This is a genomic window from Bacillus sp. RC252 (assembly GCF_044909215.1).
GTDB lineage: Bacteria > Bacillota > Bacilli > Bacillales > Bacillaceae_G > Bacillus_A > Bacillus_A mycoides.
Genome location: NZ_JBIYDV010000001.1, coordinates 104,053 through 127,632, shown reverse-complemented (window position 1 = coordinate 127,632; position 23,580 = coordinate 104,053). Strand labels below are relative to the sequence as shown.

25 protein-coding genes and 2 other annotated features are annotated in these 23,580 nt (G+C 35.0%); of the genes, 14 read left to right on the top strand and 11 right to left on the bottom strand.

All coding sequences use genetic code 11. The features are described from left to right. Window positions 1-191: 191 nt before the first annotated feature. A complete protein-coding gene (locus ABH960_RS00735; RefSeq protein ID WP_404441975.1) occupies window positions 192-1,886 on the bottom strand; it encodes a methyl-accepting chemotaxis protein in 1,695 nt (564 codons plus the stop codon). A 413-nt stretch (window positions 1,887-2,299) separates the two neighbouring features. Continuing rightward, a complete protein-coding gene (locus tag ABH960_RS00730; protein ID WP_404441973.1) occupies window positions 2,300-3,268 on the bottom strand; it encodes a class I SAM-dependent methyltransferase in 969 nt (322 codons plus the stop codon). Beyond that, window positions 3,232-3,502: a binding site (T-box leader), on the top strand. It overlaps the preceding gene by 37 nt. A gap of 50 nt (window positions 3,503-3,552) precedes the next feature. On the opposite strand from ABH960_RS00730, the gene metG reads away from it, so the two are divergent. Next, on the top strand, window positions 3,553-5,187 hold the full coding sequence (gene metG, locus ABH960_RS00725) for a methionine--tRNA ligase (protein ID WP_404441971.1): 1,635 nt from the start codon (window positions 3,553-3,555) through the stop codon (window positions 5,185-5,187). 194 nt (window positions 5,188-5,381) lie between these two features. Here metG and ABH960_RS00720 read toward each other — a convergent pair whose 3' ends face one another. The 5 genes from ABH960_RS00720 to ABH960_RS00700 all read right to left on the bottom strand — a co-directional run bounded on the left by ABH960_RS00720 (window position 5,382) and on the right by ABH960_RS00700 (window position 9,805). After that, complete coding sequence (locus tag ABH960_RS00720; RefSeq protein ID WP_002015976.1) at window positions 5,382-6,284, bottom strand: EamA family transporter; 903 nt, start codon at window positions 6,282-6,284, stop codon at window positions 5,382-5,384. A 138-nt stretch (window positions 6,285-6,422) separates the two neighbouring features. Further along, window positions 6,423-7,862, bottom strand: a complete 1,440-nt coding sequence (locus ABH960_RS00715) for a sensor histidine kinase (RefSeq protein ID WP_404441969.1) — start codon at window positions 7,860-7,862, stop codon at window positions 6,423-6,425. Further along, window positions 7,840-8,505 (bottom strand): response regulator transcription factor, encoded by a 666-nt coding sequence (locus tag ABH960_RS00710; protein WP_000148832.1) that lies wholly within the window; start codon window positions 8,503-8,505, stop codon window positions 7,840-7,842. The genes ABH960_RS00715 and ABH960_RS00710 overlap by 23 nt, the downstream gene beginning before the upstream one ends. A 364-nt stretch (window positions 8,506-8,869) precedes the next feature. Further along, window positions 8,870-9,331, bottom strand: a complete 462-nt coding sequence (locus tag ABH960_RS00705; protein WP_002015973.1) for a L,D-transpeptidase — start codon at window positions 9,329-9,331, stop codon at window positions 8,870-8,872. A gap of 30 nt (window positions 9,332-9,361) precedes the next feature. After that, on the bottom strand, window positions 9,362-9,805 hold the full coding sequence (locus ABH960_RS00700) for a DUF3978 family protein (protein ID WP_404441966.1): 444 nt from the start codon (window positions 9,803-9,805) through the stop codon (window positions 9,362-9,364). 414 nt (window positions 9,806-10,219) lie between these two features. Between ABH960_RS00700 and ABH960_RS00695 the strand changes: the two genes are divergently transcribed. After that, window positions 10,220-10,834, top strand: a complete 615-nt coding sequence (locus ABH960_RS00695) for a DedA family protein (RefSeq protein ID WP_002143668.1) — start codon at window positions 10,220-10,222, stop codon at window positions 10,832-10,834. Between the two features lie 56 nt (window positions 10,835-10,890). Here ABH960_RS00695 and ABH960_RS00690 read toward each other — a convergent pair whose 3' ends face one another. Further along, on the bottom strand, window positions 10,891-11,673 hold the full coding sequence (locus tag ABH960_RS00690; RefSeq protein WP_404441964.1) for a hypothetical protein: 783 nt from the start codon (window positions 11,671-11,673) through the stop codon (window positions 10,891-10,893). Window positions 11,674-11,837: 164 nt separating this feature from the next. Between ABH960_RS00690 and ABH960_RS00685 the strand changes: the two genes are divergently transcribed. From ABH960_RS00685 to ABH960_RS00645, 9 genes are all read left to right on the top strand, one after another. Then, complete coding sequence (locus tag ABH960_RS00685; RefSeq protein ID WP_159147226.1) at window positions 11,838-12,059, top strand: helix-turn-helix transcriptional regulator; 222 nt, start codon at window positions 11,838-11,840, stop codon at window positions 12,057-12,059. After that, complete coding sequence (locus ABH960_RS00680) at window positions 12,043-12,750, top strand: DUF3169 family protein (protein WP_404441962.1); 708 nt, start codon at window positions 12,043-12,045, stop codon at window positions 12,748-12,750. The genes ABH960_RS00685 and ABH960_RS00680 overlap by 17 nt, the downstream gene beginning before the upstream one ends. 13 nt (window positions 12,751-12,763) lie before the next feature. Then, complete coding sequence (locus tag ABH960_RS00675; protein WP_404441960.1) at window positions 12,764-13,846, top strand: M50 family metallopeptidase; 1,083 nt, start codon at window positions 12,764-12,766, stop codon at window positions 13,844-13,846. A 96-nt stretch (window positions 13,847-13,942) separates the two neighbouring features. After that, complete coding sequence (locus ABH960_RS00670) at window positions 13,943-14,083, top strand: DUF3985 family protein (protein WP_002034639.1); 141 nt, start codon at window positions 13,943-13,945, stop codon at window positions 14,081-14,083. Window positions 14,084-14,270: 187 nt separating this feature from the next. Beyond that, window positions 14,271-14,999 (top strand): ABC transporter ATP-binding protein, encoded by a 729-nt coding sequence (locus tag ABH960_RS00665; RefSeq protein ID WP_404441957.1) that lies wholly within the window; start codon window positions 14,271-14,273, stop codon window positions 14,997-14,999. After that, the gene (locus tag ABH960_RS00660) at window positions 14,996-15,814 is read left to right on the top strand and encodes an ABC-2 transporter permease (RefSeq protein WP_404441955.1); all 819 of its coding nucleotides are present in this window, start codon (window positions 14,996-14,998) and stop codon (window positions 15,812-15,814) included. The genes ABH960_RS00665 and ABH960_RS00660 overlap by 4 nt, the downstream gene beginning before the upstream one ends. A 10-nt stretch (window positions 15,815-15,824) precedes the next feature. Continuing rightward, window positions 15,825-16,595, top strand: a complete 771-nt coding sequence (locus ABH960_RS00655; protein WP_404441953.1) for an ABC transporter permease — start codon at window positions 15,825-15,827, stop codon at window positions 16,593-16,595. Window positions 16,596-16,607: 12 nt separating this feature from the next. Next, entirely contained in the window at window positions 16,608-17,297 is a 690-nt protein-coding gene (locus tag ABH960_RS00650) for a response regulator transcription factor (RefSeq protein ID WP_404441951.1), read from the top strand. Then, window positions 17,297-18,742: a sensor histidine kinase gene (locus tag ABH960_RS00645; protein ID WP_404442599.1), complete on the top strand. Its 1,446-nt coding sequence runs from the start codon at window positions 17,297-17,299 to the stop codon at window positions 18,740-18,742. Before ABH960_RS00650 ends, ABH960_RS00645 begins: the two co-directional genes overlap by 1 nt. A 31-nt stretch (window positions 18,743-18,773) precedes the next feature. Here the strand turns inward: ABH960_RS00645 and ABH960_RS00640 are convergent, their stop codons facing one another. Beyond that, complete coding sequence (locus tag ABH960_RS00640; protein ID WP_002015968.1) at window positions 18,774-19,160, bottom strand: DUF3938 domain-containing protein; 387 nt, start codon at window positions 19,158-19,160, stop codon at window positions 18,774-18,776. 340 nt (window positions 19,161-19,500) lie between these two features. Further along, on the bottom strand, window positions 19,501-20,394 hold the full coding sequence (locus ABH960_RS00635; RefSeq protein ID WP_000530031.1) for a YitT family protein: 894 nt from the start codon (window positions 20,392-20,394) through the stop codon (window positions 19,501-19,503). A 274-nt stretch (window positions 20,395-20,668) separates the two neighbouring features. On the opposite strand from ABH960_RS00635, the gene ABH960_RS00630 reads away from it, so the two are divergent. The 3 genes from ABH960_RS00630 (at window position 20,669) to ABH960_RS00620 (ending at window position 22,859) form a co-directional block, all read left to right on the top strand. Beyond that, window positions 20,669-20,953, top strand: a complete 285-nt coding sequence (locus ABH960_RS00630; protein ID WP_002015967.1) for a hypothetical protein — start codon at window positions 20,669-20,671, stop codon at window positions 20,951-20,953. A gap of 28 nt (window positions 20,954-20,981) precedes the next feature. Continuing rightward, window positions 20,982-21,764, top strand: coding sequence for a membrane protein insertase YidC (locus ABH960_RS00625; RefSeq protein WP_404441949.1), 783 nt, complete (start codon window positions 20,982-20,984; stop codon window positions 21,762-21,764). Window positions 21,765-21,893: 129 nt separating this feature from the next. Then, entirely contained in the window at window positions 21,894-22,859 is a 966-nt protein-coding gene (locus ABH960_RS00620) for a hypothetical protein (protein ID WP_404441947.1), read from the top strand. 90 nt (window positions 22,860-22,949) lie between these two features. On the opposite strand, the gene ABH960_RS00615 is transcribed toward ABH960_RS00620, so the two are convergent. Next, complete coding sequence (locus tag ABH960_RS00615; protein ID WP_002015964.1) at window positions 22,950-23,177, bottom strand: hypothetical protein; 228 nt, start codon at window positions 23,175-23,177, stop codon at window positions 22,950-22,952. Between the two features lie 165 nt (window positions 23,178-23,342). Further along, window positions 23,343-23,579: a binding site (T-box leader), on the top strand. Window position 23,580 lies beyond the last annotated feature (1 nt).

Here is a 23,580-nt window from a genome sequence, read left to right as displayed (position 1 = left end):
ATTAATTAATTAATGTAAAAAATTGAAAGAAAGCTTTACTCCATCTGGAATAAAGCTTTCTTCTTTCCTTTAGGAATTATAGCAGACAGAATGGGAGATAGAAAGAGATATTTTAGCGTGAAAAAAGAGAGACTCTAAATCGCTCTTTCTAACAATTTAGAGTTCGTAGAAGTATAAATGAAATTTTCATTTTAACTATTTGTTTTGAAATGAGAAACGAGCACTTCAAGTTCTTGCACAATTGTTTTCATTTCTGATGATTTTTTAGCAACGACACTCATTTTGTTTACTTGGTCACCAGCTGAAGTTGCTGTTTTCGATGTTTCGGCAGCAACTTCATTTGAAATAGAAGCGATATTATTTAAAGCTGCATTCATTTCTTCAGAACTTGCGGCCATTTCTTCAGCAGTTGCAGACATTTCTTGTATTTGTGTAGAGAAATTGTTAATGTGGTTAACAATTTCTGAGAATGAAGATCCAGCGGTACGAATGACTGTAATTCCTTCAGAAGCTTCTGACTGACCTTGTGTCATCATGTCATTTGCTATTTTTGTGTCCGCTTGAATTTGATGAAGTAAATGGTTAATGTCATTTGCTGCTAGCTGAGATTGTTCAGCAAGTTTTCGTACTTCATCGGCAACAACAGCGAATCCTTTTCCGTGTTCACCAGCACGGGCCGCTTCAATAGAAGCATTTAAAGCGAGCAAATTCGTCTGCTCGGCAATATTAGAAATAGATTGAAGTGCAGTATCAATATGATTCGTATGTGTAATGAGTCGCTCTACCACTTGTGATGTAGCGTTAACAGCTTCGTTAATTGTATGCATTTGTGTAATAGATTTTTCAATGACTTTATTTCCATCATCTGCTTTTTCAGAAGTTGTAACAGCTAGGCTAGCGGCAGAAGAGGCAGCTTGTGCAATGCGCTGAACACTCGTTGCCATATCATCCATTGCGGTTGAACTTTCTTCAATGCTAGAAACTTGTGAACGAATATTGTGCTCAAGAGCATTCATAGTCTCTTTAGTTTTTGCGGTATTTTCCATAGAAGCAGTTGTTTCGATAAACACATTTTCAGAAGCTTCTTTTACACTTGTTGATGTTTGTTGAACTTGCTTTATTATACGCTGTAAGTTAGCAAGCATTTGATTAAAGGAATTTGCGATGTCACCAATTTCATCTTTACTCGTTACGTGTAATCTAGCGGTTAAATCGCCATCTTGAGAAGCTAATTCTTTTAACTTCGCATCAATTTGTCGAATCGGTTTAACGAGTTTACCAGAGAACCACCATGCCAATAGAATAGACGTTAATGTACATGTAATGAGTGAGAAGAAAATAATATATTGAATAAGGGATGAAGAAGACTCTACGTCAGCAATTAATACGTCCCGTTTGTCATTTTCTTCATTTGCATATTTAGTAAAACGACTTAAAAGATCATTTACATAATCTGTTTGAGCAAGAGCAATTTTGGATGCTTCATCCCATTTTCCTTCCCGTGCAAGAGGGAGGACTTCATTATCTACGACGCTGCGCCATTTTGCTCCCATTAAAATGGCCACTTTCATTCCTTCTGGGAGTTTTTTATCACTTGTTACTTTCTCCCTAGTATCAGCTAGTTTTTTTCCTTCCCGGTTGAATTTATCCAATCCTTTTTGGTCATGTGATAATAAATATTCTTGTAAACCAGCGACTTGCGCTTGGAACCAATCGCCACGTTCTTTTAAAATCGTTGCTCTTTTCGATACATCATTCTTTAATGTTTCGATTTCACTTGCTTGATTCATCGCGAATGAAAGAATAACAATAAGAGCAATGCTAAATAAGGAAGAAATGCTTAAGAGTGTGAACAGTAGTTTTTTTCGAATGCTAACATATTTCATTGTTACCCCTACCTTTTTAAAAACTATTTATTGTAATTTATAAATATTGAGAACGAAACTAATAAAAACATAATTAAGAAGTTATTAATCTGTTCAATGAAAATTATAGCAGATAATGGAATATGGCAGATTAATGTGATTAAATGTTCTTAAAATGTATACATTTGTATATCAAAAAATTCATAAATAAAAATCAGAAATGGTATTGTAATTTGAAATAACATCCTGTATACTTCTAATTAGTTGATAACGATTATCACTATCAACTGAACATTACTCTTCGTTATGTTGGTCATACCCCTTTTTGACGACGTAAGTCAGAGACGAATGTTGAAATATCTTGTGTCCTATTCTACAGAATTATGGTAATCTCCAACCTCAACTTATATGCGTAAGCATGCAAAAAAAGGATCCTATCCGTGAAGGGATCCTTTTTTGCATGTTGTCGCAATTAATGTGTATAGACCTGGTATACGTTCTTCAATTCCTTCGGGTGAAGTAGAAGGGAAAACCCACCTTTGATGAGACCCGTGTTCTTCAACTAGCTTTTCAATTTTAAAACGTTCTTCCGCAAGTGTTGTAACAATTTCTCCTAACGTCCAGCGGCGTATGTTTGTCTTCGGTAATGATCCTTTCTGCGATTCTGTAAGAAGAATGCTATAAGCAACATCATCTTCAATCAATTCTTCATCGAAATAATTTCCATTGGCCCGAAATGATGGATGATCTACACCTAATAATTTAGTGTAAATAGGATGATAGTCACGAAGGATAAGCATTCCATCTTGTTTAAGTAAGTTAGCAATCTTTTGAAAGAGTGGTTTTAAATCTAAAAAGTAATGAAGTACACCAAGTTCCAGCAATACGACATCAAATGATTCGGAAAGATTTACATCCAGTACATCAGAGACGATGTATTGGATAGAGACACCAGCAGCTTCGGCTAGTTCGGTTGCGTATTTTTCATTACTTGCTGAAATGTCTACAACTGTTACATCGGCTCCTAAAAGAGCAAGAGCAACTGCTTTATTTCCTTTTGATCCGAGTAAATTAATAATACGCTTTCCTTTTGGAGATTGTATGTAAGGTAAATAATGATTTACCTCGCGCACGGGATTTTCCATGAGCTTTTTCGCATAATCCTCTGGCGCCCCGTGGCGATTTGTCCAAGCTTCATAAGCAGCTGCGTTCCAGCTTTTTTCATTAATAGTACTTAGTTGTTTTTGATTCAATTTTATCACTCCTTTTGTGAACGTATAGTTATTCGGTGAATGAGTAGGATTTCCTGTTTTTTTGAATAAAAGTTTGATTTTTCTGTTGTTAAGTCGTAAAATACGTTTTATACATAAAAGCGTTGAAAAGGAAAAGTAGAATGGAACCATTCTTTCCAGAGAGCTTCGGTAGCTGAGAAGAAGCAAGAATATTCATTTGAACAATGGCCTTTGAGCTTCGTCCTGAACTTATCAAATGATAATAGTAGGCGGCGACGAGAGTTGGTACTCGTTATCAAAACCACAGTATAAGAGCATATAGCTCCGTACTTGTTAAGGTTAGTTATGCGAATGACTGACGAAATAAGGTGGTACCGCGACTGTTTATACAGCCCCGCCCTTATCTTTTTTAAGATAAGGGCGGGGCTTTTTATATTTTAAAGGAGGAATATAAGATGAGTATTTTTATTGGAGGCGCTTGGCCGTATGCAAATGGTTCGTTACACCTTGGACACATTGCTAGTTTGTTACCAGGAGATATTTTAGCACGTTATTACAGGGCAAAAGGTGAGCATGTGTTGTATGTTTCAGGAAGTGATTGTAATGGAACACCGATTACAATTAGAGCAAAGCAAGACGGTGTGATGGTGAAAGAAATTGCTGATAAGTATCACGAAGAGTTTGAGCGATGTTTTCGTAGCCTTGGTTTTACTTATGATTGCTATACACGTACAGATAGCGAGCATCATCATGAAACTGTTCAAAAAGTCTTTTTGCGACTATTAGAAGAAGGTTATATTTATAAAAAAGTAGTTGAACAAGCTTATTGCGAAACGTGTACGCAATTTTTACCGGATCGATATGTAGAAGGTATTTGTCCGCATTGTCATGAAGCAGCAAGGGGCGATCAATGCGATGCTTGTTCCGCTATTTTAGATCCACTCGATTTGTTAGAAAAGAAATGTAAGTTATGTGGTAATACGCCATCAGTACAGGAAACAGAGCATTTCTATTTTGCATTGCATAAATTTCAGCAACAAATTAAAGAGGCCGTAGAAATTGCAAAGCAGAAAGGAACATGGCGCGACAATGCAATTCAATTAACAGAGAGATATTTAAAGGAAGGATTACAAGATAGGGCAGTGTCACGTGATTTACCAATTGGGGTACCAATTCCAGTGGCAGGATATGAAGATAAGAAAATTTACGTATGGATTGAAGCAGTGACAGGATATTATTCGGCGAGTAAAAATTGGGCTGAAGAAACAGGGAAAGATGATCAAGAGTTTTGGGATAAAGAAGCGAAAACATATTATGTACATGGTAAGGATAATATTCCGTTTCATTCAATCATTTGGCCAGCGGTATTACTTGGAATAGGAGAAGAAGCGATCCCGCGTCATATCGTTTCGAATGAGTATTTAACAGTAGAAAAAAGAAAATTATCGACAAGTAAAAACTGGGCAGTATGGGTGCCTGACATATTAGAACGCTACAATCCCGATTCTATTCGTTACTTTTTAACAGTTAACGCACCAGAAAATCGTGATACTGATTTTTCATGGCGTGAATTCATTTACAGTCATAATAGTGAATTGTTAGGTGCATACGGGAACTTTGTGAACCGGACATTAAAGTTTATTGAAAAATATTATGGTGGTACTGTACCGAAGGGAAGTATTGATGTAGAGCTGAAAGATAAAGTAGAAGGATTATATAAAAGTGTAGGAGGGGCGATTGAACAAACTAAATTTAAGGTGGCACTAGAAACAATATTTGATGCAGTACGCTTTGCAAATAAATACTTTGATGAAAAGCAGCCTTGGAAACAAAGAGAAGACGACCCAGTTTCATGTGAGGAAACAATTTATAATTGTGTTTACCTAATAGCAAACTTTGCACAACTGCTTGAACCATTTTTACCGTTTTCAAGTGAAAGAGTTAGAAATACATTATCGAGTGTTAAAGTAAATTGGGAACCTCAAAATACGTTGCCAAACCGAATTGATAATGTGCAGCCATTATTTGAGCGAATCGATGTAAAACAAATTGAGCATGAGGTAGAGAAGTTATATGGAGCGGTAAAGTGAAATATAAGGAAAAGACCTTTCAAATAAATGAAAGGTCTTTTGCTATGTTGTATAACCCTCTTTTTTATCTTTCAAAAGAAAAGCACAGCAAGGATTACGAGAATAATAGCCGCAATATCATATGTTATTTTAAAGGTAGTAATAAAGTTTAACATATCGTAACTTTATTCACATTTATATACAAGTTGATGTTGTCACGCACTATGAACACGATTATGTTTTTTTTCTTTCCTAGCAGTAAGTAGTTGTGGTGTGAAAATACCGAGTAATATAACCACAATCCCAATCCACTGCATTGGCGATACAACTTCATGAACAAGTGTAATAGAAGCGATAATTGCTGTTGGTAATTCAGCTGCACCTAATATTGTACCAAGTCCCGTTCCGACTTTTGGTACCCCAATTGAAAAACAAATGACAGGTATAATAACCCCGAACAGTCCAAGGAAGAAAGCATATTTCCATAGGCCTGCTTGTAAAGCGCCGTCCGTTAAAAAGGTAGGCGGGAAAAATAAGCATACAATAAGAGTAGCACTCGTTGTCATAAGAAAGCTTTTCGTATAAGGCGGAACATCTGTAGCAACGCGCCCGCTTACAAATACATAGAATGAGAAAGAGACGGCAGCTAATAGTCCGAAAATAATACCTTTCGTAGAAAAGTTTTGTCCAAGACCTTCAAATACTCCACCAGCAAACAATGTACCAGTAAATAAAATAATAATAGATATAACTTTCTCACGGCTTGGGAATGTCCGGTTGGCAATCGCTTCGATGACTACACCAATCCAAGTGAACTGAAAGAGTAAAACGACAGCGATAGAGGCTGGCAATTCTTCTACGGAAATAGCATAGAAAATACCTGTCATACTCATTGTTGTGCCGACTGTTAGTAACGAAAAGAATTGTTTTTTTGATACTTTATGACGTGAAAAGAACAGAACGAGTAAAAGTAGTCCAATCCATCCGAAGACATATTGCCCTCCTAGTAGTTGGTGTGCGGAAAATCCGTCGATGAATCCGAGTTTAAAAATAGTTGAAAGTACGCCGTAGCTACAAGCGCCGAATAAAACTAGTAATGAATACTTAAACTTCTCCATAAAAATCCTCCTTTTAAATAATAAAAAACGCCCGCTATCCAAATAAGGATAACGGGCGAACGAAACAGAGTTAGATACTCTACAAAATTCCGCCATTCATACGAAGTATGAATTTGGGGTATGAAATTAGAGTAGGTTTTACATTGCTTTTGGGAATACAATGGAGCATTTTACACCTTGAGGTGTGTTTTGTATTCCATAAGGAAACTGATGTTTATCTAATATTTGTTTTACAATATATAACCCAAGACCACTACCTTGTACTAAGCCATGTTTGTCAGGATTTGCGCGATAGAATGGTTCAAATAAATGGGCAAGTTTATCTTCATCAATTTGAGAACCTGTATTTAATACTTCTAATGCGTAACCGTTTGGCTTTTCATAAAGTTTTATATATACATGCTGATGGTCAATTGTATAATGAATTGCATTTGAAATAATGTTAAAAATAGCAGTTTGCATAAATTTAGGATCAGCTAAAATTTGTACATCTTGTTTAATGTTAGATTGAACATTTAATTGTTTTACAGATACAAAATAATCTACTTTCTTTATAACGTCCTCAATAATATTAGTTAATGAGATAACTTTTAAATTTGGTTTAAATTGAGGGTTTTGTATTTTGGATAATTCTGACACTTTTTCCGTTAATATGTTAATATCTTGCATCATCTCATATGAACGCTTTAAATATTTATCTCTATCTTTATAAGCGCCAATTCCGTGAATCATGCCATCGAGTTGTCCCATAACGGCTGCGATTGGTGTTTTTAATTCATGGGATATCATAGACATAAATTCTTTACGAGATTGTTCTAACTGTTGTTCCTTCTTGAGTTCATTTCTTAAATCTTGATTGCTTTCATGTAAATTTTTCACAATAGTAGGTACTTGTGAGGCAGTTACTTGCAAATTAAAATCTGTTTGATCTGTATTTTTGTTAAGTAGCTTTTTATCTGAGAAATCAAGATTCATAATATCTTTTAAAGCATCGCTCATATATCGGAAAGGTTTGGCGATTATTTTTGCGTAGATTAAAGATCCAAGCAGAGATAATGCAAGCATTGTCGCCCCAATATGTGGAGCTAACTGCTGCAACACATCTGTTAACTTTGGATTATCATGTGTATCATTTGCTTTACTTGCTGCATTTTGTGTATGTAAGGCATCATTGTTAGTAACTTGCTTTCCCGCTTCTGTAAGTGAAGACGTTGTGTTACTTTTCCCCGGAATATTTTGTGCATGTTCTTTTGCTTTTGCAGTTTGGCTAGGCTGCAAAAGATGATTGATGGCTGTAGAGAGTGTTTTCATGTCTATTTGAGAAGATTGAAAATTAGAGATGCTACTCTCTGACACAGCTTTATTTTGCTTTGTTTTAATTTGGTCGTTTTGTTTGTCTGATTCCGCTTGTTCCGCAGTTTGCGTTCCAGAAGCTTTCAAACGATCTTTATCGTAATTTGAGGCTAGAAAATAAATGATTTGATAAAGACAAATTGATAAAAGAACACAAAACAATAGGGTTTTGATGAATATATTTTTGGTGATGTTGTCTTTGCTACGATTCGATTTTGTAGCCAATGCCTTTCACCGTTTTAATATAAGGAATTTCTAATTTTTTTCGTAAGTTTTTAATATGTGTATCTATAACCCTCACATCACCATAATGTTCATAGCCCCATACCTTATTCAACAAATCACTTCTTGATAGTACTTTTCCCCGATTTTGCAGTAAAGTATATATAATTTCAAATTCTTTTGTAGTCAATTCAATTTGATTACCATGAACATAAGCGGCATATGCTGTAGAATTTAACATCAATTCATGGAATTGTAGTATAGTTGCAGCTTCTGCTTCCTTTGTTGCTGCTCTTCTTAATACAGCTTCTACACGTTTTATAAATACGGTGTAATGGAACGGTTTTGTAATATAGTCATCAATACCTAACTCAAATCCTTTAATTTCACTTTCTTCATTATGTAAGCCTGTTAACATAATGATTGGTACATCAGATTGTCCTCGCATAATTTTACAAATACTATAGCCATCTATATCTGGTAACATTACATCGAGGAGGACAAGATCGTATGAATTTTTTTGGAAAAGAAGAATGCCTTCTGTTCCAGCACCAACTACATCAACAGTAAAGTTTTGTGCCATTAGAAATTCACGAATAAGTTCTTGTATATCTGGGTTGTCTTCAATCACCAGTATATGCGTCATAGTAACACCTCCTAAATAACGCTTTTTACTGCAATATTCGAATTCATCATTTTTTGGATGACTCAGATTGTTTATACATATAATAAGCCCCCGCTATAAAATAGTAATGAAAGTAGCAAGGGGGATTGTTTAGTGTCACTGAATAGTTCAGAATTACAGTAGTTCTATTATAGTATGTATTGTAAAATTTATAAAATATTATAACTGTATAATTTTAATATCCATGTTTATCAATGTTACGATGATGTTGAATGCAATCTATTTTTATTATATATGTAAATACAGTTACTTTGCTACTGTAAATGAATAAATAAAATAAGCCAAGACATAAAATTCTTGGCTACACATAAATCTTGTTCTTAGGCTAATTTACAGTGACAGTAGCTTGCTGCTGAACGCGCTCAAATAACCAGTGAATATCATTGTTAAACATACGAATACAACCAAGTGTTGTTGCTTTCCCGATTGCTTGATTATTGTTAGTTCCATGAATCGCATACGTTGTTCCGTAAGTTCCTGCCATATTTAATCCGAGCCAGCGGTCCCCAAGTGGATTACGTGGATCGCCGCCTTTAATTTTTCCTGTATAGTAAGGACGGTTTTTAATTTTATTTACGATTTGAAAAGTACCCTTAGGTGTTGGTGTTGCTGCTTTTCCAGTAGCGACAGTGAAACTTTTTATGAATTTTCCATCTTGATAATAATCCATTTTATTTATTTTTGTGTTTACGATAAGCTGATCCTTCGTCGTAGCTGCTTCTGCAGTAGTGAATGGAAGAGTTAAAAATCCTAATGATAATAGCGCACTTAATAATAGTTTTTTCATTATATTCTCCTTTTACTTATTGTAGTAGTCTTACATACAATGAATTTGTAATCCTCGTAATGCTTGATTGACATTTTCATCTAATGTTTCAAAGAAGGTAGTAATCTTTGTATTACATTTGTTGTTTTTATCAATAAGTAATCTTTCATTTAATAACAGCTCACCATGTAGTCCAAAACCTTGAACTCGAATATTTAGTTCATCTTCAGTTTCAGAAATAATCGGTAAGAAATAGTGAAAAGCTTTCGTTGGAATGATGTAGCTTTTGCCAATCATGCTTTCTTGATTTGAATTAACCCATTTTCTCGTGACGATCTTAATGTTCTTTTTTGAAACGATAAAAGACAGCGTTGTAGATTTTGTTAAACTTACGTCAAATTCATTTGTTTCACATATTTGTAAATTAAAAACGGTTTCATTTTGATGAGATTCAACATTCGTATTAATAAAATCGTGCATTTTATAAGCTTCCATTTCTTATTCACCCTTTTTTCAATTTCGAAAAGCGACTTATATTTATTCAGTTTAATGTTTAGTCATATATTAGCTAAATTTTTCAACAAATTCCGATATAATCTTACAATACGTATATGAAGCTAATATGAAGTTCATATGAGTTTGTGGTGGTTTTTTATAGAGAACAAAATAAGGTGGTTTTCGAGAGTTAAAAACTGGATGGAAAATGTATATTAATGGATTTCCTTCGCGTGATATATAGTTGTTAGCTTGTTTTTAAATGCTAATAGATATAAGTAAATAGAGAACAAAAAACTTTAGAATGAGCCTTACAAAAATGTAATAAAAATGTAAGCTATTGTGATAGTTATTTCGACAATTTTTTTATACAATAATAGTAACAAGTTGTACGTGAATGAAAGGGGAGATGACATGGAATGGGTTCATGAATTATTTCAGCAATATGGGTATTATGTAGTACTTGTAGGCTTGCTGTTAGAATATATTGCACTTCCGTTTCCGGGAGAGCCAACATTAGCATATGCGGGGTTTTTAGCACAGAAGGGTGATCTAAGTTTACCTATTTTAATTATCCTATCCTTTATTGGGACAAGTGTAGGAATGACAATCCAATACTTTTTAGGAAATAAGCTTGGTATGCCTTTTGTTCAAAAATACGGGAAGTACGTATTTTTAACACAAAGAAAAATTGATTTAACGAGAATGTGGTTCGATAAATACGGATATTTCCTTATCTTTATTGGCTTTTTCATTCCTGGTGTACGTCATTTTACAGGATACTTTGCAGGTATCATTAACTTACCGTTTCGCCGCTTTGCGATTACAATTTATTCAGGTGCTTTATTCTGGGTATCATTCTTCTTAATCGGTGGCTACTGGTTAGGTGGTAACTTACATGATATTTTCGGATTACTAGGAGATCATATCGGCAAAATCATTTTCGGAGCGATTGTCATTGTAGCAATTACGTTAAGCATTCGTTTCCGCAAGCAACTAAAACGAGTATTTTTACAAAACGCAAGTTAATATGGAATCCATTCTATGTCAGATTTTAGGGAGGCAGTGCAAAAGCACTGCCTTTTTTATTTTATGTTCCAATCTATTTTCAACTTTCCTTTTAATTGATCTCCGCTAACTATAATGTAATAAGTTCCTGTCTTAATTGCCGCGAAATGGTATGTATTAGGGCCGGCTGAAGCTAAATAATTTTCTTCTTCTTGAAATTCACTAGCCATTTTTATGTCATCCATGTAGCCATTGGGATTTCCAGATGGTGATTCAATGGTGAATTCTAATATGTCACCTCGTTTTAGTTCAATCGGAATTTTATGTTCACCACTAAAATGTTGAAAAGATGCTTCGAAAGAGTTTTGGCTCCTTTTCTCTGTCCATTGCTCTTTCTGCGTGACATCAATGAAGTTAATCATGATGAGTGCAATAAATATAGCACTAGGGATGATATATCCAATCCATATAAACTTTTTTGTTATAAGTGAGCATAAATAGAAGAAAACAGAAAAAAGTGCTCCGATAGATCCTGCAAAAAGTAAAAAAAGAAAACCTGTTTCTTGAAAGAATAGGAATGGAAGAAAGAATATATAACCGCAAAGAATGTAAAGACCTAATGTTTTTAAGGTGCGGTAACTTTTAAACTTTACTTTATCTATGCAAACGGAACAAAGGATTGCATAAGAAATAAGGACAAGTGCAGGTAAAGAAAAGAGTAGTTCAGGTACCCCGGTCAATAACTTATATTTTGTTAGCCCACTATTGCCGGAAAGTGTGAGAATAGCAAGTAATAAAGAGAATAAACAAGCTGCTGTAAGCTTAGTGAGAACATAAGAAAGAATAGATGTTTTATTCATATGTAACCTCGCATGTTTAGTATTTTATATTCATTATATAAGTTATGTAGGTGATAATATAGAAGGTATTTTGTCAATTATTAACGTCAAAATGACAATTATAATTGACAAATATAAGGATATTATTTACAATTTTAATTAAATAAATGAAAAAGAGGGAAGACATGAAGCTTCAAAATCGAGTGAGGGAATTTCGAGCAAAGCATCGTTTATCACAAGGGGATTTAGGGAAAGCGATTGGCTCATCACGGCAAACCATTAGTTTAATTGAGCGTGGAGATTATGCACCATCTATTGTGTTATCGCTAAAAATCGCACAAATTTTCAATGTACCAGTGGAGGAAATATTTACGTTAGTGGAGGGGGAAGATGGAGATGAAGGGTAAGGGGAAAATGACGGCTATATTGAAGTTGTTAGTAGGAGCAATTTTTGGTGGGTTTATAGGGTATGTAGTAGGGGATATTGCAACAGAGGGTAATAGCAAAATACCTCCTGTTATTAGCATTGCTATGATGAGTGTATTTGGCGTAGCGATTATATATTATATTTGGAAGCGTACAAGAGCGCTCGCACAAACGAAAGATGAAGAAGAAAATGTTAAGGGACGAAGATTAGGGATAGCGCTTATTTATTTTCGAGTAATGGAAATTATTATTCCATCATGGTTTGTTTGTTCAGTTATCACTTTTTATAGAACGTATACAAGTGAGGGGAACTTGCTCTTTGTTAGTGTAAGTATTGTCGTATCTACAGTGTGCTTTATTGCTATAACTTGGTTAGGATCTGTAATGAGGAAAAGATATAACGCTCTATATCCAGAACAGAGTGTTACGTATTCTCAGTCAATGGAAATGTGGGCAAAGAATGCAGATGAAGGGCAAAAGCAAATTGTTCATGAAGCGGGATATAAGGCATATCAATATACAAACATGACACTTGCTTGTGCGTGGTTGGCGGCGATTGCGTATGCAATTTTAGATGGAAAAGACTTCTTTATGGTCATTATGATTTCGTTCGTTTGGGTATTACATGTTGGAACATATATGTACGAAATGCATAAAAAAATGATTTATTAAGGGGAGAAAAACGGTGGACATTTTAAGAAGACCTGCTTTTTCAATGTTCGTTGCTTTCGTTTGCTCCGCCTTATACGGATTCATTCGAATAGAAAAAGTACAGCAAATTATAGAAATATGGGCCTTTTTCGGGATTGCATTGCTTGTGTTAGCTATTCATGAATTAGGGCATGTAATATTCGGTTTGATGTGCGGTTTGAAATTTAAGTTTATGACAGTAGGACCTATTACTGTTCAAAAAGAAAAAGGGAAAATACGAATTCGAGAAAATAAAATATGGATGTATGTAGGTGGCGTTGCAATGTTAGTGCCGCCTTCCACACACACACCGAACCTCTCAAAAAAATGGGCCTGGATGACTTTAGGTGGACCGATTACAAGTGTACTATTCGGTATTACTTCAGGTTACATATACATGGTTAGTTATTATCAATATCTTTTATATTTTTCCGTTTTACACTTTACGATTTTTGCCGTTACAATAGTGCCGATAAAAGGAACATTCCTGAGCGATGGCATGCAATTTCTCATTTTAATTAAAGATGATGAAAGGGCTAGAGGGCATTTATATAATATTCAAGTATCGGGTGAATTATTAAGCTACAAACGGCCGAAAGATTGGGATGAGAGATTAGTGGAAATTAGTGAAGAAAAAATAAAAGAGGATAAAAGTATAAGAGAAATAATGAGCGGACTTATGCTCGTATTTTATGCCCGAGCTGATCAAGAGGGAATGGAAAAAGCGATAGTGCATTTAGAGAAAATTGTGCAGTTACCTGTGACAAAAGAAAATAAATATTTTGTTGGTAGTTTTCATAGTTGGTATCTTTTATATAGAGTACTTTATCAGCAGGAAAATCTTTACTTGCAAGAAGCGAAGAATCATGCGAAGGCAATTACAATGCTGGACTTACATGGGTATTACCGTGCACAAGGAGTTATCAAATATTTAGAGCAAGATATGGAAGCATGCCATATTTATATGAAGAAAGCGGATAAAGAATTGAAGAGCGCTGAGAAGAGTGAAATAGGATATTTACAATTGGATAGAGAGTGGTTCGAGCAGTTGAAGGAGAGGGTATCTTACGATGGGTGAGGTATCCTCTTTTCTATATGTAATCTTATGCCGTTCCATAAAAAGTTCGGGGCGAGTAAAATGAGGTAAGAAGAGCAAAGTTTGGAGGAGTTATATATGGAAATTTTAGCGATTATTTTGCTAGTCTTACTCATTTATGTAATTTTTAAAGTGGCATATGTAGCAGTAAAAATACTCGCAGTCCTATTAATTATCTTTTTAATTGTAGAGTTCGGCAGTAAGCTGCTTGGGGGATAGGGTATGTTGTGCGTTTTGGTTATCGAAGGATGTCATTGAATCGATATAATGAAAAAATCGTTGATATATTCCGGTAAGTACCGGATGGGGTATATGGAAAAGAAGTTGCCGTGGGGGTAACTTCTTTTTATTTGTTTATAAAATGTTTATTTTTACCGTCTATTCTAGTAGCAAGGAGGCGATAAGAATGAAAAAAGAGGTTTTAGAAGTAAGAGATGTGACGAAAAGAGTGAAGGGAAGAACGTTGTTAAGTCACATGTCTTTTTCTGTTTATAAAAATGAAATTTGTGGTTTTGTTGGGCCGAATGGTTCAGGGAAGACGACTCTGATTCGAACGATTATGGGGTTAATTCGACCGAATGAAGGGGAAATCTTAATTAATGGCATTAGCGTACAAAAAAATCGGAAAGAAGCTCTTCAGCATGTAGGTGCAATTGTAGAAGCACCAATTTTCTTTCCTTATATGTCAGGGCGAAAAAATCTACGCAACCTAGGTAGGATTACGTTACATACTGGTGGAGAAGTTCTTGAAAAAAAAGTGCAGCAAGTATTAGAAATCGTCGGTTTAGAAAATCGCGCTGACGATAAAGTTGGTACGTATTCGTTAGGAATGAAGCAGCGTTTAGGAATTGCGCAGGCACTTCTTGGGGACCCAGAGTTTATCATCTTGGATGAACCGTCTAATGGATTAGATCCAGTTGGAATTAAGCAACTTCGTAAAATTGTACTCGACTTACAGCGTGAGAAGGGAATTACTTTTTTCATTTCTAGTCATTTAATTCGTGAGTTGGAGCTTATGTGTAATTCCTGGGTCATGATTCGAGAAGGGTCACTAATATGGCGTGGAACGACGGAAGAGTTACAAGGAAGTGATAAAGAATTAGAAGATACTTTCGTGGAGATGATGAGCTCATGACGATGTTAGTACGTTCTGAATGGGGACGGCTTTGGGCAAAGAAAGTAACATGGCTTTGTTTTTTGATGATACCGGTGATGTTACTTGGGGCTGCGAAGTACTATTTGAAACATAATCAAGAGGTAGAAAGGACAGCAGTTGATTATACATATGCGAATTCATTCCCTGTACTTGCATTATCTGAAATGCTTATGAGTATATGTAATCTTGTTTTACTCGTTTTGATTGTCCTTGTGTTTGCTCAAGAGTATCATAGCGGTCAAATTCGGATGGTAATACAAAGGTCATACACGTATTCTGAGGTTCTTATTGCGAAAATAATTACGATATTAGCAGTAAGTTTGCTATTTATAGGTGTCTATTTTATTTGTAGTTATTGTATTGGCTATATTTTCTTTGAGCATGAACCAAGTATTCTTTTGTTTTATTTCACGGAAAAAATGAATGCACTTGGCGTTTTCTTATACTGTATTTCTTATTATGGAATTGCTTATCTTACTTTAATAGCGATGGCTAGCATATTAATTATGCTAGCGGTTGTAAGTAAATCGACAACAAGTGCAACACTACTTGGTATGGGATTTATTATATTTTCTTTTGGATACCCAGCCATGGCGTTAGTGATAGGGAAATCACCGGCTTTTCTTTATATTAATTATTCTTCTTTAATTAAATTACAACATGAAGGAATTGCTATATCTTTATCTGGTAGTTCAAGAATGATTCTTTTTGGATCTGTAATTTTACTTATATACATTGTTATTTGTAATGCTGTAACAGTTTATTGGATAGGAAAAAAAGATAATTTTGTGTGAGGTGTGAAGAATGAGACAAATACTTATAAGTGAATTTGAACGGATTTTTGATAGAAAGAAGACGAAAGTATTAATTGTTATTTTTGTACTGCTACTTATTTTACACAGTGTATGGGTTCATACTTTTGGAGTTGCTATTTACGATACAAAAGGGACGGAAGCAATCTTAAGTAATTTAAATTTTCCTGTTGCAGTTACAAGAGAATGGTATTTTACTCTATTCTTATTAATTTTTCCAATCTTATTTATTGATAGCTTTAATAGTGAAATTTCATCTGGCGCATATCGTCTTGTCATGATCCGTCCGGTAAGTAGGTGGGAATTATTATTGGCAAAATGGATGACTCAAATGAGTATCGTAAGTTTATTTTTGTTACTGGCATTGATTGAGAGTTATATATATGGAACATTTTTTATAAGGCATGCAGAGGAGACGATCTTTTTGGATAAACAAGTCATTTATGGGACGGGTGCCTCTATTTTATATACTGTGAAATATTATTTAATATTATGGTTTATCGCAAGTGCTTTAATCATGTTGAGTAGCTTTGTAAGCCTTTGGTTTCAAAATGCTATCATTATATATTTTGTGATAGTTGGTTTACTAGTAGCTGGTTTGTATGTGAATGAAGAAATAAGTTATTTTGTAATGGGAAGTGAATCAATTTTAAGAATATTAAGTGAGAAGAAAGCCATATTTTACCTAATAAATGGTACAATTTTAGGAGGATGTGCAATAGCGGCTATGTTTAGTTGGTGTAAAAAAGATGTATTTAATTAGGAGGGACTTACTGTGGCGGACAAAATACTACTTGTAGACGATGAGCCAGATATTCTTACATTTATTGAAGACAGTCTTGCCATGGAAGGCTATGAAGTAAGAAGTGCATTAAGTGGTGAAGAAGCTTTGAAAAAATTAGATAGTAGCGTGGATCTCATTATTTTAGATGTTATGTTGCCTGATATGAATGGATTTAAAGTGTGCGAGAAGATGAGAGAGTCTTATGCATGCCCTATATTATTTTTAAGTGCGGATAGTAGTGAACGGTCTCGTATAGAAGGTTTATTGATTGGTGGAGACGATTATATTAATAAGCCGTTTAGTTTAAAAGAGTTGAAAGCTAGAATTGTTGCTAATTTGCGCCGTACGACAGAATTGCAAATGATGGGGCAAAAGAATTTAATGCGTTATGGCGATTTAGTAATAGATTTGCAGAGTTATGAAATACTATTAGGTAAAGAAAAAATTCACTTTACAAAAAAGGAGTATGAAGTTGTGAAAATGTTAGCACTTCATGCTGGCCAAGTTTTGACGAAAGGGCAGATGTTTGAAAAGATTTGGGGATATGATAGTGAAAGTGATGTCTCTACTGTAGTTGAGCATATAAAGAAAATTAGAACAAAGCTTAGTGTATATGATAGACAATATACATATATTCAAACTGTGTGGGGAATTGGATATAAGTGGAGTGTACAGAATTGATGCAAAGGTTAAGGATTAAACAACAGCTAGTAATTGGCTTTTTAATAGTTTTAATTGGTAGTTTAATACTGACAGTTTTAACGGCAGCTAGTGGTTGGTATTGGCTAACGAAGAGTGGAAAAGTATTTCCTGCAAATTATTATGAACAAAAAATTCCTATGATAAAAGAATATGTAAAAGATAAAGGAGCCCTATTGTTAAATGAAAAAGAGCGAAATGAATTAGAGAAAATTATCCCTAAAGAGGGAATTAAATATCAAATTGTTAATAGGCAAGGAGATATTTCTTATGGTACATATAAAAAGAAGTTAATAACAAATGAGAGACCAATTTTGAGTGTTATTAATACGAATATTCATGAGGAAGAAGATGATACTGAAGTTACGACATATCTGCCTTTAGTTGATAAGACTGGGGAGCTACGGGGAGCGATAGGACTTAATTATCATTTGACAATGTCTACTGCTTCGGCAGTTGACTCCTTGTTTGTAATCTTATTTTTAGCTTCGCCCTTTATATACATTACAATTTTATCTTATATTGTTTCAAACCGAATGGGAAAAAGAATAAAGAAACCACTCGCTGAATTATCAGAGGCTTCAAAAAGAATTCAAGAGCAGGATTTAGATTTTCATTTAGAATACAACGCGAAAAATGAAATTGGTGAGTTAGTCGGTTCGTTTGAAAATATGCGCGCAGCATTAGCAACAAGTTTATCACGGCAATGGGAGTTAGAAGAAGAAAGAAGAGAATATATTAGAGCTATTTCTCATGATTTGAAAACGCCGCTAACGATTGTACAAGGTCATACAGAAGGTTTGCAAAGTGGCTTATGGAAAAATGAAGACTTGTTACATCGGTATTTACAAACGATTGAACGAAATACAAACAGAATGACAAAACTTCTTGAGGAGTTCCAAACAGTAAATGAGTTAGAAAGTTTCTCGTTTCAATTACGTTTAAATAAAGTGCATATAACCCCATTCTTTCTTAAAAAACTAGAAGAATATGAATGTATAGCTAGGAAAAAAGAGATTGAGTGGGACGTTACCTTTGAAAATAATGAGGGTGTACAAAACTTAGTATTTGATCAAGAGCGGATCAGTCAAGTAATGGATAATATCGTGATGAATGCAGTTCGGTTTACGCCGGTGTCAGGGAAGATGCTTGTTAAAGTATGTGCTTGGCATGGCGCAGTAGAGTTTCATGTATATGATTCAGGACTTGGTTTTCAAGAAGGGGATTTGAAGAAAGTATTGCAGCGTTTTTATCAGGGAGATCAGTCGCGTTCAGGAAGCAAGGAGCATTTTGGGCTCGGGTTATATATTGCCAAGACAATTGTTGAGAAGCATGGCGGCATAATACAGGTAGAAAATAGCAAGGTGCGAGGTGGGGCACATGTTTCATTTCGAATTCCGGGTGGGGTATCCAAAAGTAGTCAGTAAAAATAAAAAAGCTGGAAGAGTATCTTCCAGCTTAAGAGTTACTTTCAATTTGTTGACCATTTTCTTCTTCGTGGTCTTGTAATAGGTTGAATACGTCTGCTAGGCAGAATGCGATAAACCAAGTCCATAGACCATGGAAGAAAGCTGAGCTTAATTGAAGTGGTAATGTATAGTTTGTCATTGAGTAGGAAATACATCCACCAACGATTCCGATCATTGTTAATAACATTGTTTTTTGAGCATTTTCTTCTGGATTGAAGAGGAAGAAAATGTATCCGCCTAAAATCGAAGCGCTTACAAGGGTTTCGATTCCATTAAAAATGATATTCTCTCCAAGCTCTGTGTTTGTCCAGAAACAGATCACGCCGCCGACGATCGCAAATAGGACAGCTAGTGTGTATCGTATATATTGATTCATATGTTCATCTCCTTATGTAATAAGATGATTTGGAAGTCAAAAAGGTAGGTATAGTATATTGAAGTGAATTTTAGTTGTACGTATCTTTTATAAAAAGATCAGTGAAGAATAACTAAGATGATCGGTTTTTTTAAACCGTTACGTGTATGGTGTCTGAAATATACCCGACTGCTCGTTTCTTTTTGCTTATAAAAATAAGAGAAACTTCCAAGTCTATATACTCTTTTTTGTAAGTCTAGTTTTATTATAACATATTTAGTGATACAATAATAGAATTATCTGATTTTGTAATAAGTGTAAAAAATAAAAAACGCAAGGAATTGTAGTTCCTTGCGCCTTTTTATATACGTTTGAAACGGCCGACAATTTCAACTGTTTCAGTAATGTTCATAAATGCTTTATTATCCACTTGGCGGATAATACGTTTCATTTCGCCCAACTCGTAGCGAGTTACGACAGTGTAAATCATTTTTTTCTTATGGTTTGTATAGCCGCCGACAGCATCTACCATTGTTACGCCACGTATGCCGTGATGTAATAGTGAGCTTTTTATTTCCTCACCTTTTTCTGTAATTGTCATTATCGTTAATTTAATATGTTTTGTATGCACGGCATCAATTACTTTGCTGACTACAAACCGACTAATTAACGTATAAAGCGTAATATCCCATCCGAAAATAAATCCTGCTGCAACAAGTAAGATTAAGTTGAATCCAAAGATGATTGCTCCAATTGAAACATCGCGATGTTTCGCTACAATCAATCCAACAACATCAAAACCACCTGTTGAAGAAGCAAATCGGAATATGATCCCTGAGGCAGCACCGCAGATGACACCACCGAATACAGAAGACAGCAAAATATCATCTGAAACTTGGTGTACTGGGATAATGTTCATCGCTAAAGATGATACAGCCACAAAGTATGCCGTTAAAAAGGTTGTCTTCTTTCCTAAGTAAAAGTGACTTAAAATAAGAAGCGGAATGTTTAGTAAAAAGATAAGTGCTCCGATATTGTAGTGCATTAAATAACCGATAATCATCCCTACACCAGCGAACCCACCGCTAATCATATTATGCGGGATAAAAAACATATTCATAGAAATTGCATACAAAATAGAAGCTATAAAAATAACAACTAACTGTATGATAAATTCTAAATGAAATGTTTTAGCTGCTGGGAAGGATAAAAAGGCGGTGTCGGGAACGTAATCGGCGTCTCCTAGTTGACCCATAGTATGTTTCATCTCCATATTCATTTTTGATTACAAGAAGAGAATAAAGCTTTTTTCAAAAACTGGCAATAGTTTTATTATAATGCAAAAATTTTATAAATTTCTAACAAATTAAACCTATTCAAAGATACGTGTGAATATACTAAAGAAAGCGAATACATTGGTTTTCTAGCATAATTTTTTGAGGAAATATGCAAAAAAACTTTTGAGAACAAAAGGAAATAGAGAATGTTTGCTGAATATGCTAAAATGACTTTATTAAGGATGTGAAGCGATGGAATTTTTATTGCAGGATGCAATTCTATATATATCGTTTGTAACGACAGCGCTTTGTGTATTAGAAGTCTTTTTTCTTGCTAACGTTTCTCGCTTTGTGCGTCAGCAAGCATCGAGCGGTAGACAGAGAGCTTTTAAACTAGTAGATACGTGTGAAGAGGGTACAAGAAATGTACCGCTATTTTCTATTTTTTATAAATATGGAATGATTCGTTCTGTCCGCAGACAAGAATCGAGTGGAGAGAGTGACGAGGTAGGTCCGTATACACCAATGTTTCGCTAATTAATTACGAAACATTGGAGGAATGAACATGTTAAAATCATACCGAGCTAGGCTCATTAGTTTATCATTATTACTTGTTTTTATTTTATCTGGCTGCAGTAATGCAGGTACAATTGATTCACATAGTACGGGAATTTGGAACCATTATTTCGTATATCCAATCTCATTTATGATTCAATTTGTTGCTCATCATATACCTGGTGCTAGCTTCGGGATTGCCATCATTATCATGACGCTCGTTATTCGTTCAGCAATGATTCCATTAGCTGTTTCACAATATCGTAGCCAAGCGAAAATGAAAAAAATGCAACCTGAATTACAGAAGCTGAAACAGAAATACGGTGATGTGGGTAAAGATCTTGAAAAACAAAAGCAGTATCAAAAAGAAATGTCAGAACTAATGAAATCAGGCGGTTGGAATCCGTTAGCTGGGTGCTGGCCAATCTTTATACAAATGCCGATTTTCTCTGCTTTGTATTATGCGATTAGCCGAACTGAAGAGATTCGTACATCTTCATTTTTATGGGTGAACCTAGGACATGCAGATCCATATCATATATTACCGATTATCGCAGCGTTAACAACATTTATTCAAATGAAGGTGTTCCAATCAAATGTAACGCCTGGAGAACAAGTTCAAATGCTGAAAATACAGCAAATTATGATGCCTGCAATGATTCTATTTATGGGATTTGCGGCGCCATCAGGACTTGTGCTATATTGGATTACAGGTAACTTATTTACAATGACACAAACAATTGTATTAAGAAAAGTAATGGAACGTGAAGAATTACAATTACAAAAAGCTTAGATAAACGCCGCTCGTGATGAGCGGTGTTTTTTATTTAAATCGTTAAGGAAATTTTAAGAAACCAACATTACTATTGGCATTGTATACGAAAGTGTACATGCTTTAGAAATATGAAGGAGGAAATTTCCTATGAAGAAGAAAACAGTTGGATATTTAGCAATTGCAGGTGCTTTATCACTTGGAATTATAGGAGGAGCTGGTATACCAGCGTTTGCGGCAACTAATACTCCAGCAGCTGAGCAAGTTACAAAAGGAACTGCGAAGAAGAATTTAGATGAAGCAACAAAACAAAAAGTAAAAACGATTATGGATGATACAAAGAAACAGTTAGAGGGATTAGGTGTGAAATTCCCAGAGAAGGGTAAGCACAAGGAAATGTTTGCAGGACTAGATGATCAGGCGAAAGAAAAAGCAAAGTCGATTCTAGAGCAAGAAAAATCCGGGAAATTAACTCGCGAACAAGCAAATGAGGAATTAACAAAGCTAGGCGTGAAATTCCCAGAGAAAGGTGAGCACAAAGATATATTCGCGAATTTAGATGAGGCGACAAAAGAAAAAGCGAAGTCCATTTTTGAGCAAGAAAAGTCCGGAGCATTAACGCATGAGCAAGTGAAAGAGAAATTGAAAGAATTAGGCGTAACGCTTCCAGAGAAAGGGAAGCATGGTGACATGTTCGCGAATTTAGATGAGGCGACAAAAGAAAAAGCGGAAGCAATTTTGAAGCAAGAAAAGTCTGGAACACTAACTCGTGAGCAAGCGAAAGCGAAGTTGAAAGAACTAGGTGTGAAATTCCCAGAGAAAGGGAAGCACGGTGATATGTTCGCGAATCTAGATGAGGCGACAAAAGAAAAAGCGAAGTCCATTTTTGAGCAAGAAAAGTCCGGGAAATTAACTCGCGAGCAAGCGAAAGAAGAATTGACAAAACTAGGTGTGAATCTTCCAGAGAAAGGGAAGCATGAAGACATCTTTGCAAACTTAGATGAGACGACAAAAGAAAAAGCGAAAGCGATTCTAGAAAAGGAAAAGAAACAATTAGCAGATTTAAATGTGGATCTTCCAAATCATAAATTTTTTATGAAAAAAGATGATAAATAATTGAACTATGTAGTATCTTTCGTGTGGGCAACCGAAAGGTACATACGACAAATGCGAGGACCGATTTCTGTAAGCAGAAATCGGTCCCTTTTAATGATTCATTGAAATTCTTTTCATTGTTAGTATGTATCCAAAGATGCAGTAGAAGATTGCAAAACCGATAAACACTTCAGTATATTGGTATTTACCTAATACGTAGAAGGAAGCAGCTGGTATAATAGCTACCGCTAAAATGCTATAACCAGGATACTTATATCGATACATGATAGCGAATATAAAAGAAAGAACAGTAGCGATGATACAAAAAATAGCAATCATTATTAGTACACCTCCTACATGAATTATACCATTTTTAGGGAATTAGAGAAGTGTCGGAACTTCTGTTATAATATAAGAAGAGAAATGTTTCTTATGTTATATAAAAAATATATTGATTTTTTATAACAATTCAATATAATGGGAAACAACTACAAAATTCGACATCAAGAAGTGATGATGAGGATATGATCAGTTTTTTACGATTATCAGAGAGGGAGGCCTTTGGCTGTGAGCTTCCTAATACGGGAAAATCGATTACCACCTCTGAACTGCAGCAGTGAACGGATATCTAGTAATTGCATGCCGGCAAAAACCGTTATTTAGACTTGAGAAATTGGTGAAGTGTGTCACTTTACTAATTGAAACAAGGGTGGAACCACGAATACAACACTCGTCCCTTTTT

Bases quoted from the DNA above. Each gene is read 5' to 3' on its own strand.
- ABH960_RS00735 (WP_404441975.1), bottom strand. From the start codon at position 1,886: ATGAAATATGTTAGCATTCGAAAAAAACTACTGTTCACACTCTTAAGC.
- ABH960_RS00730 (WP_404441973.1), bottom strand. From the start codon at position 3,268: ATGGTTCCATTCTACTTTTCCTTTTCAACGCTTTTATGTATAAAACGT.
- metG (WP_404441971.1), top strand. From the start codon at position 3,553: ATGAGTATTTTTATTGGAGGCGCTTGGCCGTATGCAAATGGTTCGTTA.
- ABH960_RS00720 (WP_002015976.1), bottom strand. From the start codon at position 6,284: ATGGAGAAGTTTAAGTATTCATTACTAGTTTTATTCGGCGCTTGTAGC.
- ABH960_RS00710 (WP_000148832.1), bottom strand. From the start codon at position 8,505: ATGACGCATATACTGGTGATTGAAGACAACCCAGATATACAAGAACTT.
- ABH960_RS00705 (WP_002015973.1), bottom strand. From the start codon at position 9,331: ATGAAAAAACTATTATTAAGTGCGCTATTATCATTAGGATTTTTAACT.
- ABH960_RS00700 (WP_404441966.1), bottom strand. From the start codon at position 9,805: ATGGAAGCTTATAAAATGCACGATTTTATTAATACGAATGTTGAATCT.
- ABH960_RS00695 (WP_002143668.1), top strand. From the start codon at position 10,220: ATGGAATGGGTTCATGAATTATTTCAGCAATATGGGTATTATGTAGTA.
- ABH960_RS00690 (WP_404441964.1), bottom strand. From the start codon at position 11,673: ATGAATAAAACATCTATTCTTTCTTATGTTCTCACTAAGCTTACAGCA.
- ABH960_RS00685 (WP_159147226.1), top strand. From the start codon at position 11,838: ATGAAGCTTCAAAATCGAGTGAGGGAATTTCGAGCAAAGCATCGTTTA.
- ABH960_RS00680 (WP_404441962.1), top strand. From the start codon at position 12,043: ATGGAGATGAAGGGTAAGGGGAAAATGACGGCTATATTGAAGTTGTTA.
- ABH960_RS00670 (WP_002034639.1), top strand. From the start codon at position 13,943: ATGGAAATTTTAGCGATTATTTTGCTAGTCTTACTCATTTATGTAATT.
- ABH960_RS00665 (WP_404441957.1), top strand. From the start codon at position 14,271: ATGAAAAAAGAGGTTTTAGAAGTAAGAGATGTGACGAAAAGAGTGAAG.
- ABH960_RS00660 (WP_404441955.1), top strand. From the start codon at position 14,996: ATGACGATGTTAGTACGTTCTGAATGGGGACGGCTTTGGGCAAAGAAA.
- ABH960_RS00655 (WP_404441953.1), top strand. From the start codon at position 15,825: ATGAGACAAATACTTATAAGTGAATTTGAACGGATTTTTGATAGAAAG.
- ABH960_RS00645 (WP_404442599.1), top strand. From the start codon at position 17,297: ATGCAAAGGTTAAGGATTAAACAACAGCTAGTAATTGGCTTTTTAATA.
- ABH960_RS00640 (WP_002015968.1), bottom strand. From the start codon at position 19,160: ATGAATCAATATATACGATACACACTAGCTGTCCTATTTGCGATCGTC.
- ABH960_RS00635 (WP_000530031.1), bottom strand. From the start codon at position 20,394: ATGGGTCAACTAGGAGACGCCGATTACGTTCCCGACACCGCCTTTTTA.
- ABH960_RS00630 (WP_002015967.1), top strand. From the start codon at position 20,669: ATGGAATTTTTATTGCAGGATGCAATTCTATATATATCGTTTGTAACG.
- ABH960_RS00625 (WP_404441949.1), top strand. From the start codon at position 20,982: ATGTTAAAATCATACCGAGCTAGGCTCATTAGTTTATCATTATTACTT.
- ABH960_RS00620 (WP_404441947.1), top strand. From the start codon at position 21,894: ATGAAGAAGAAAACAGTTGGATATTTAGCAATTGCAGGTGCTTTATCA.
- ABH960_RS00615 (WP_002015964.1), bottom strand. From the start codon at position 23,177: ATGATTGCTATTTTTTGTATCATCGCTACTGTTCTTTCTTTTATATTC.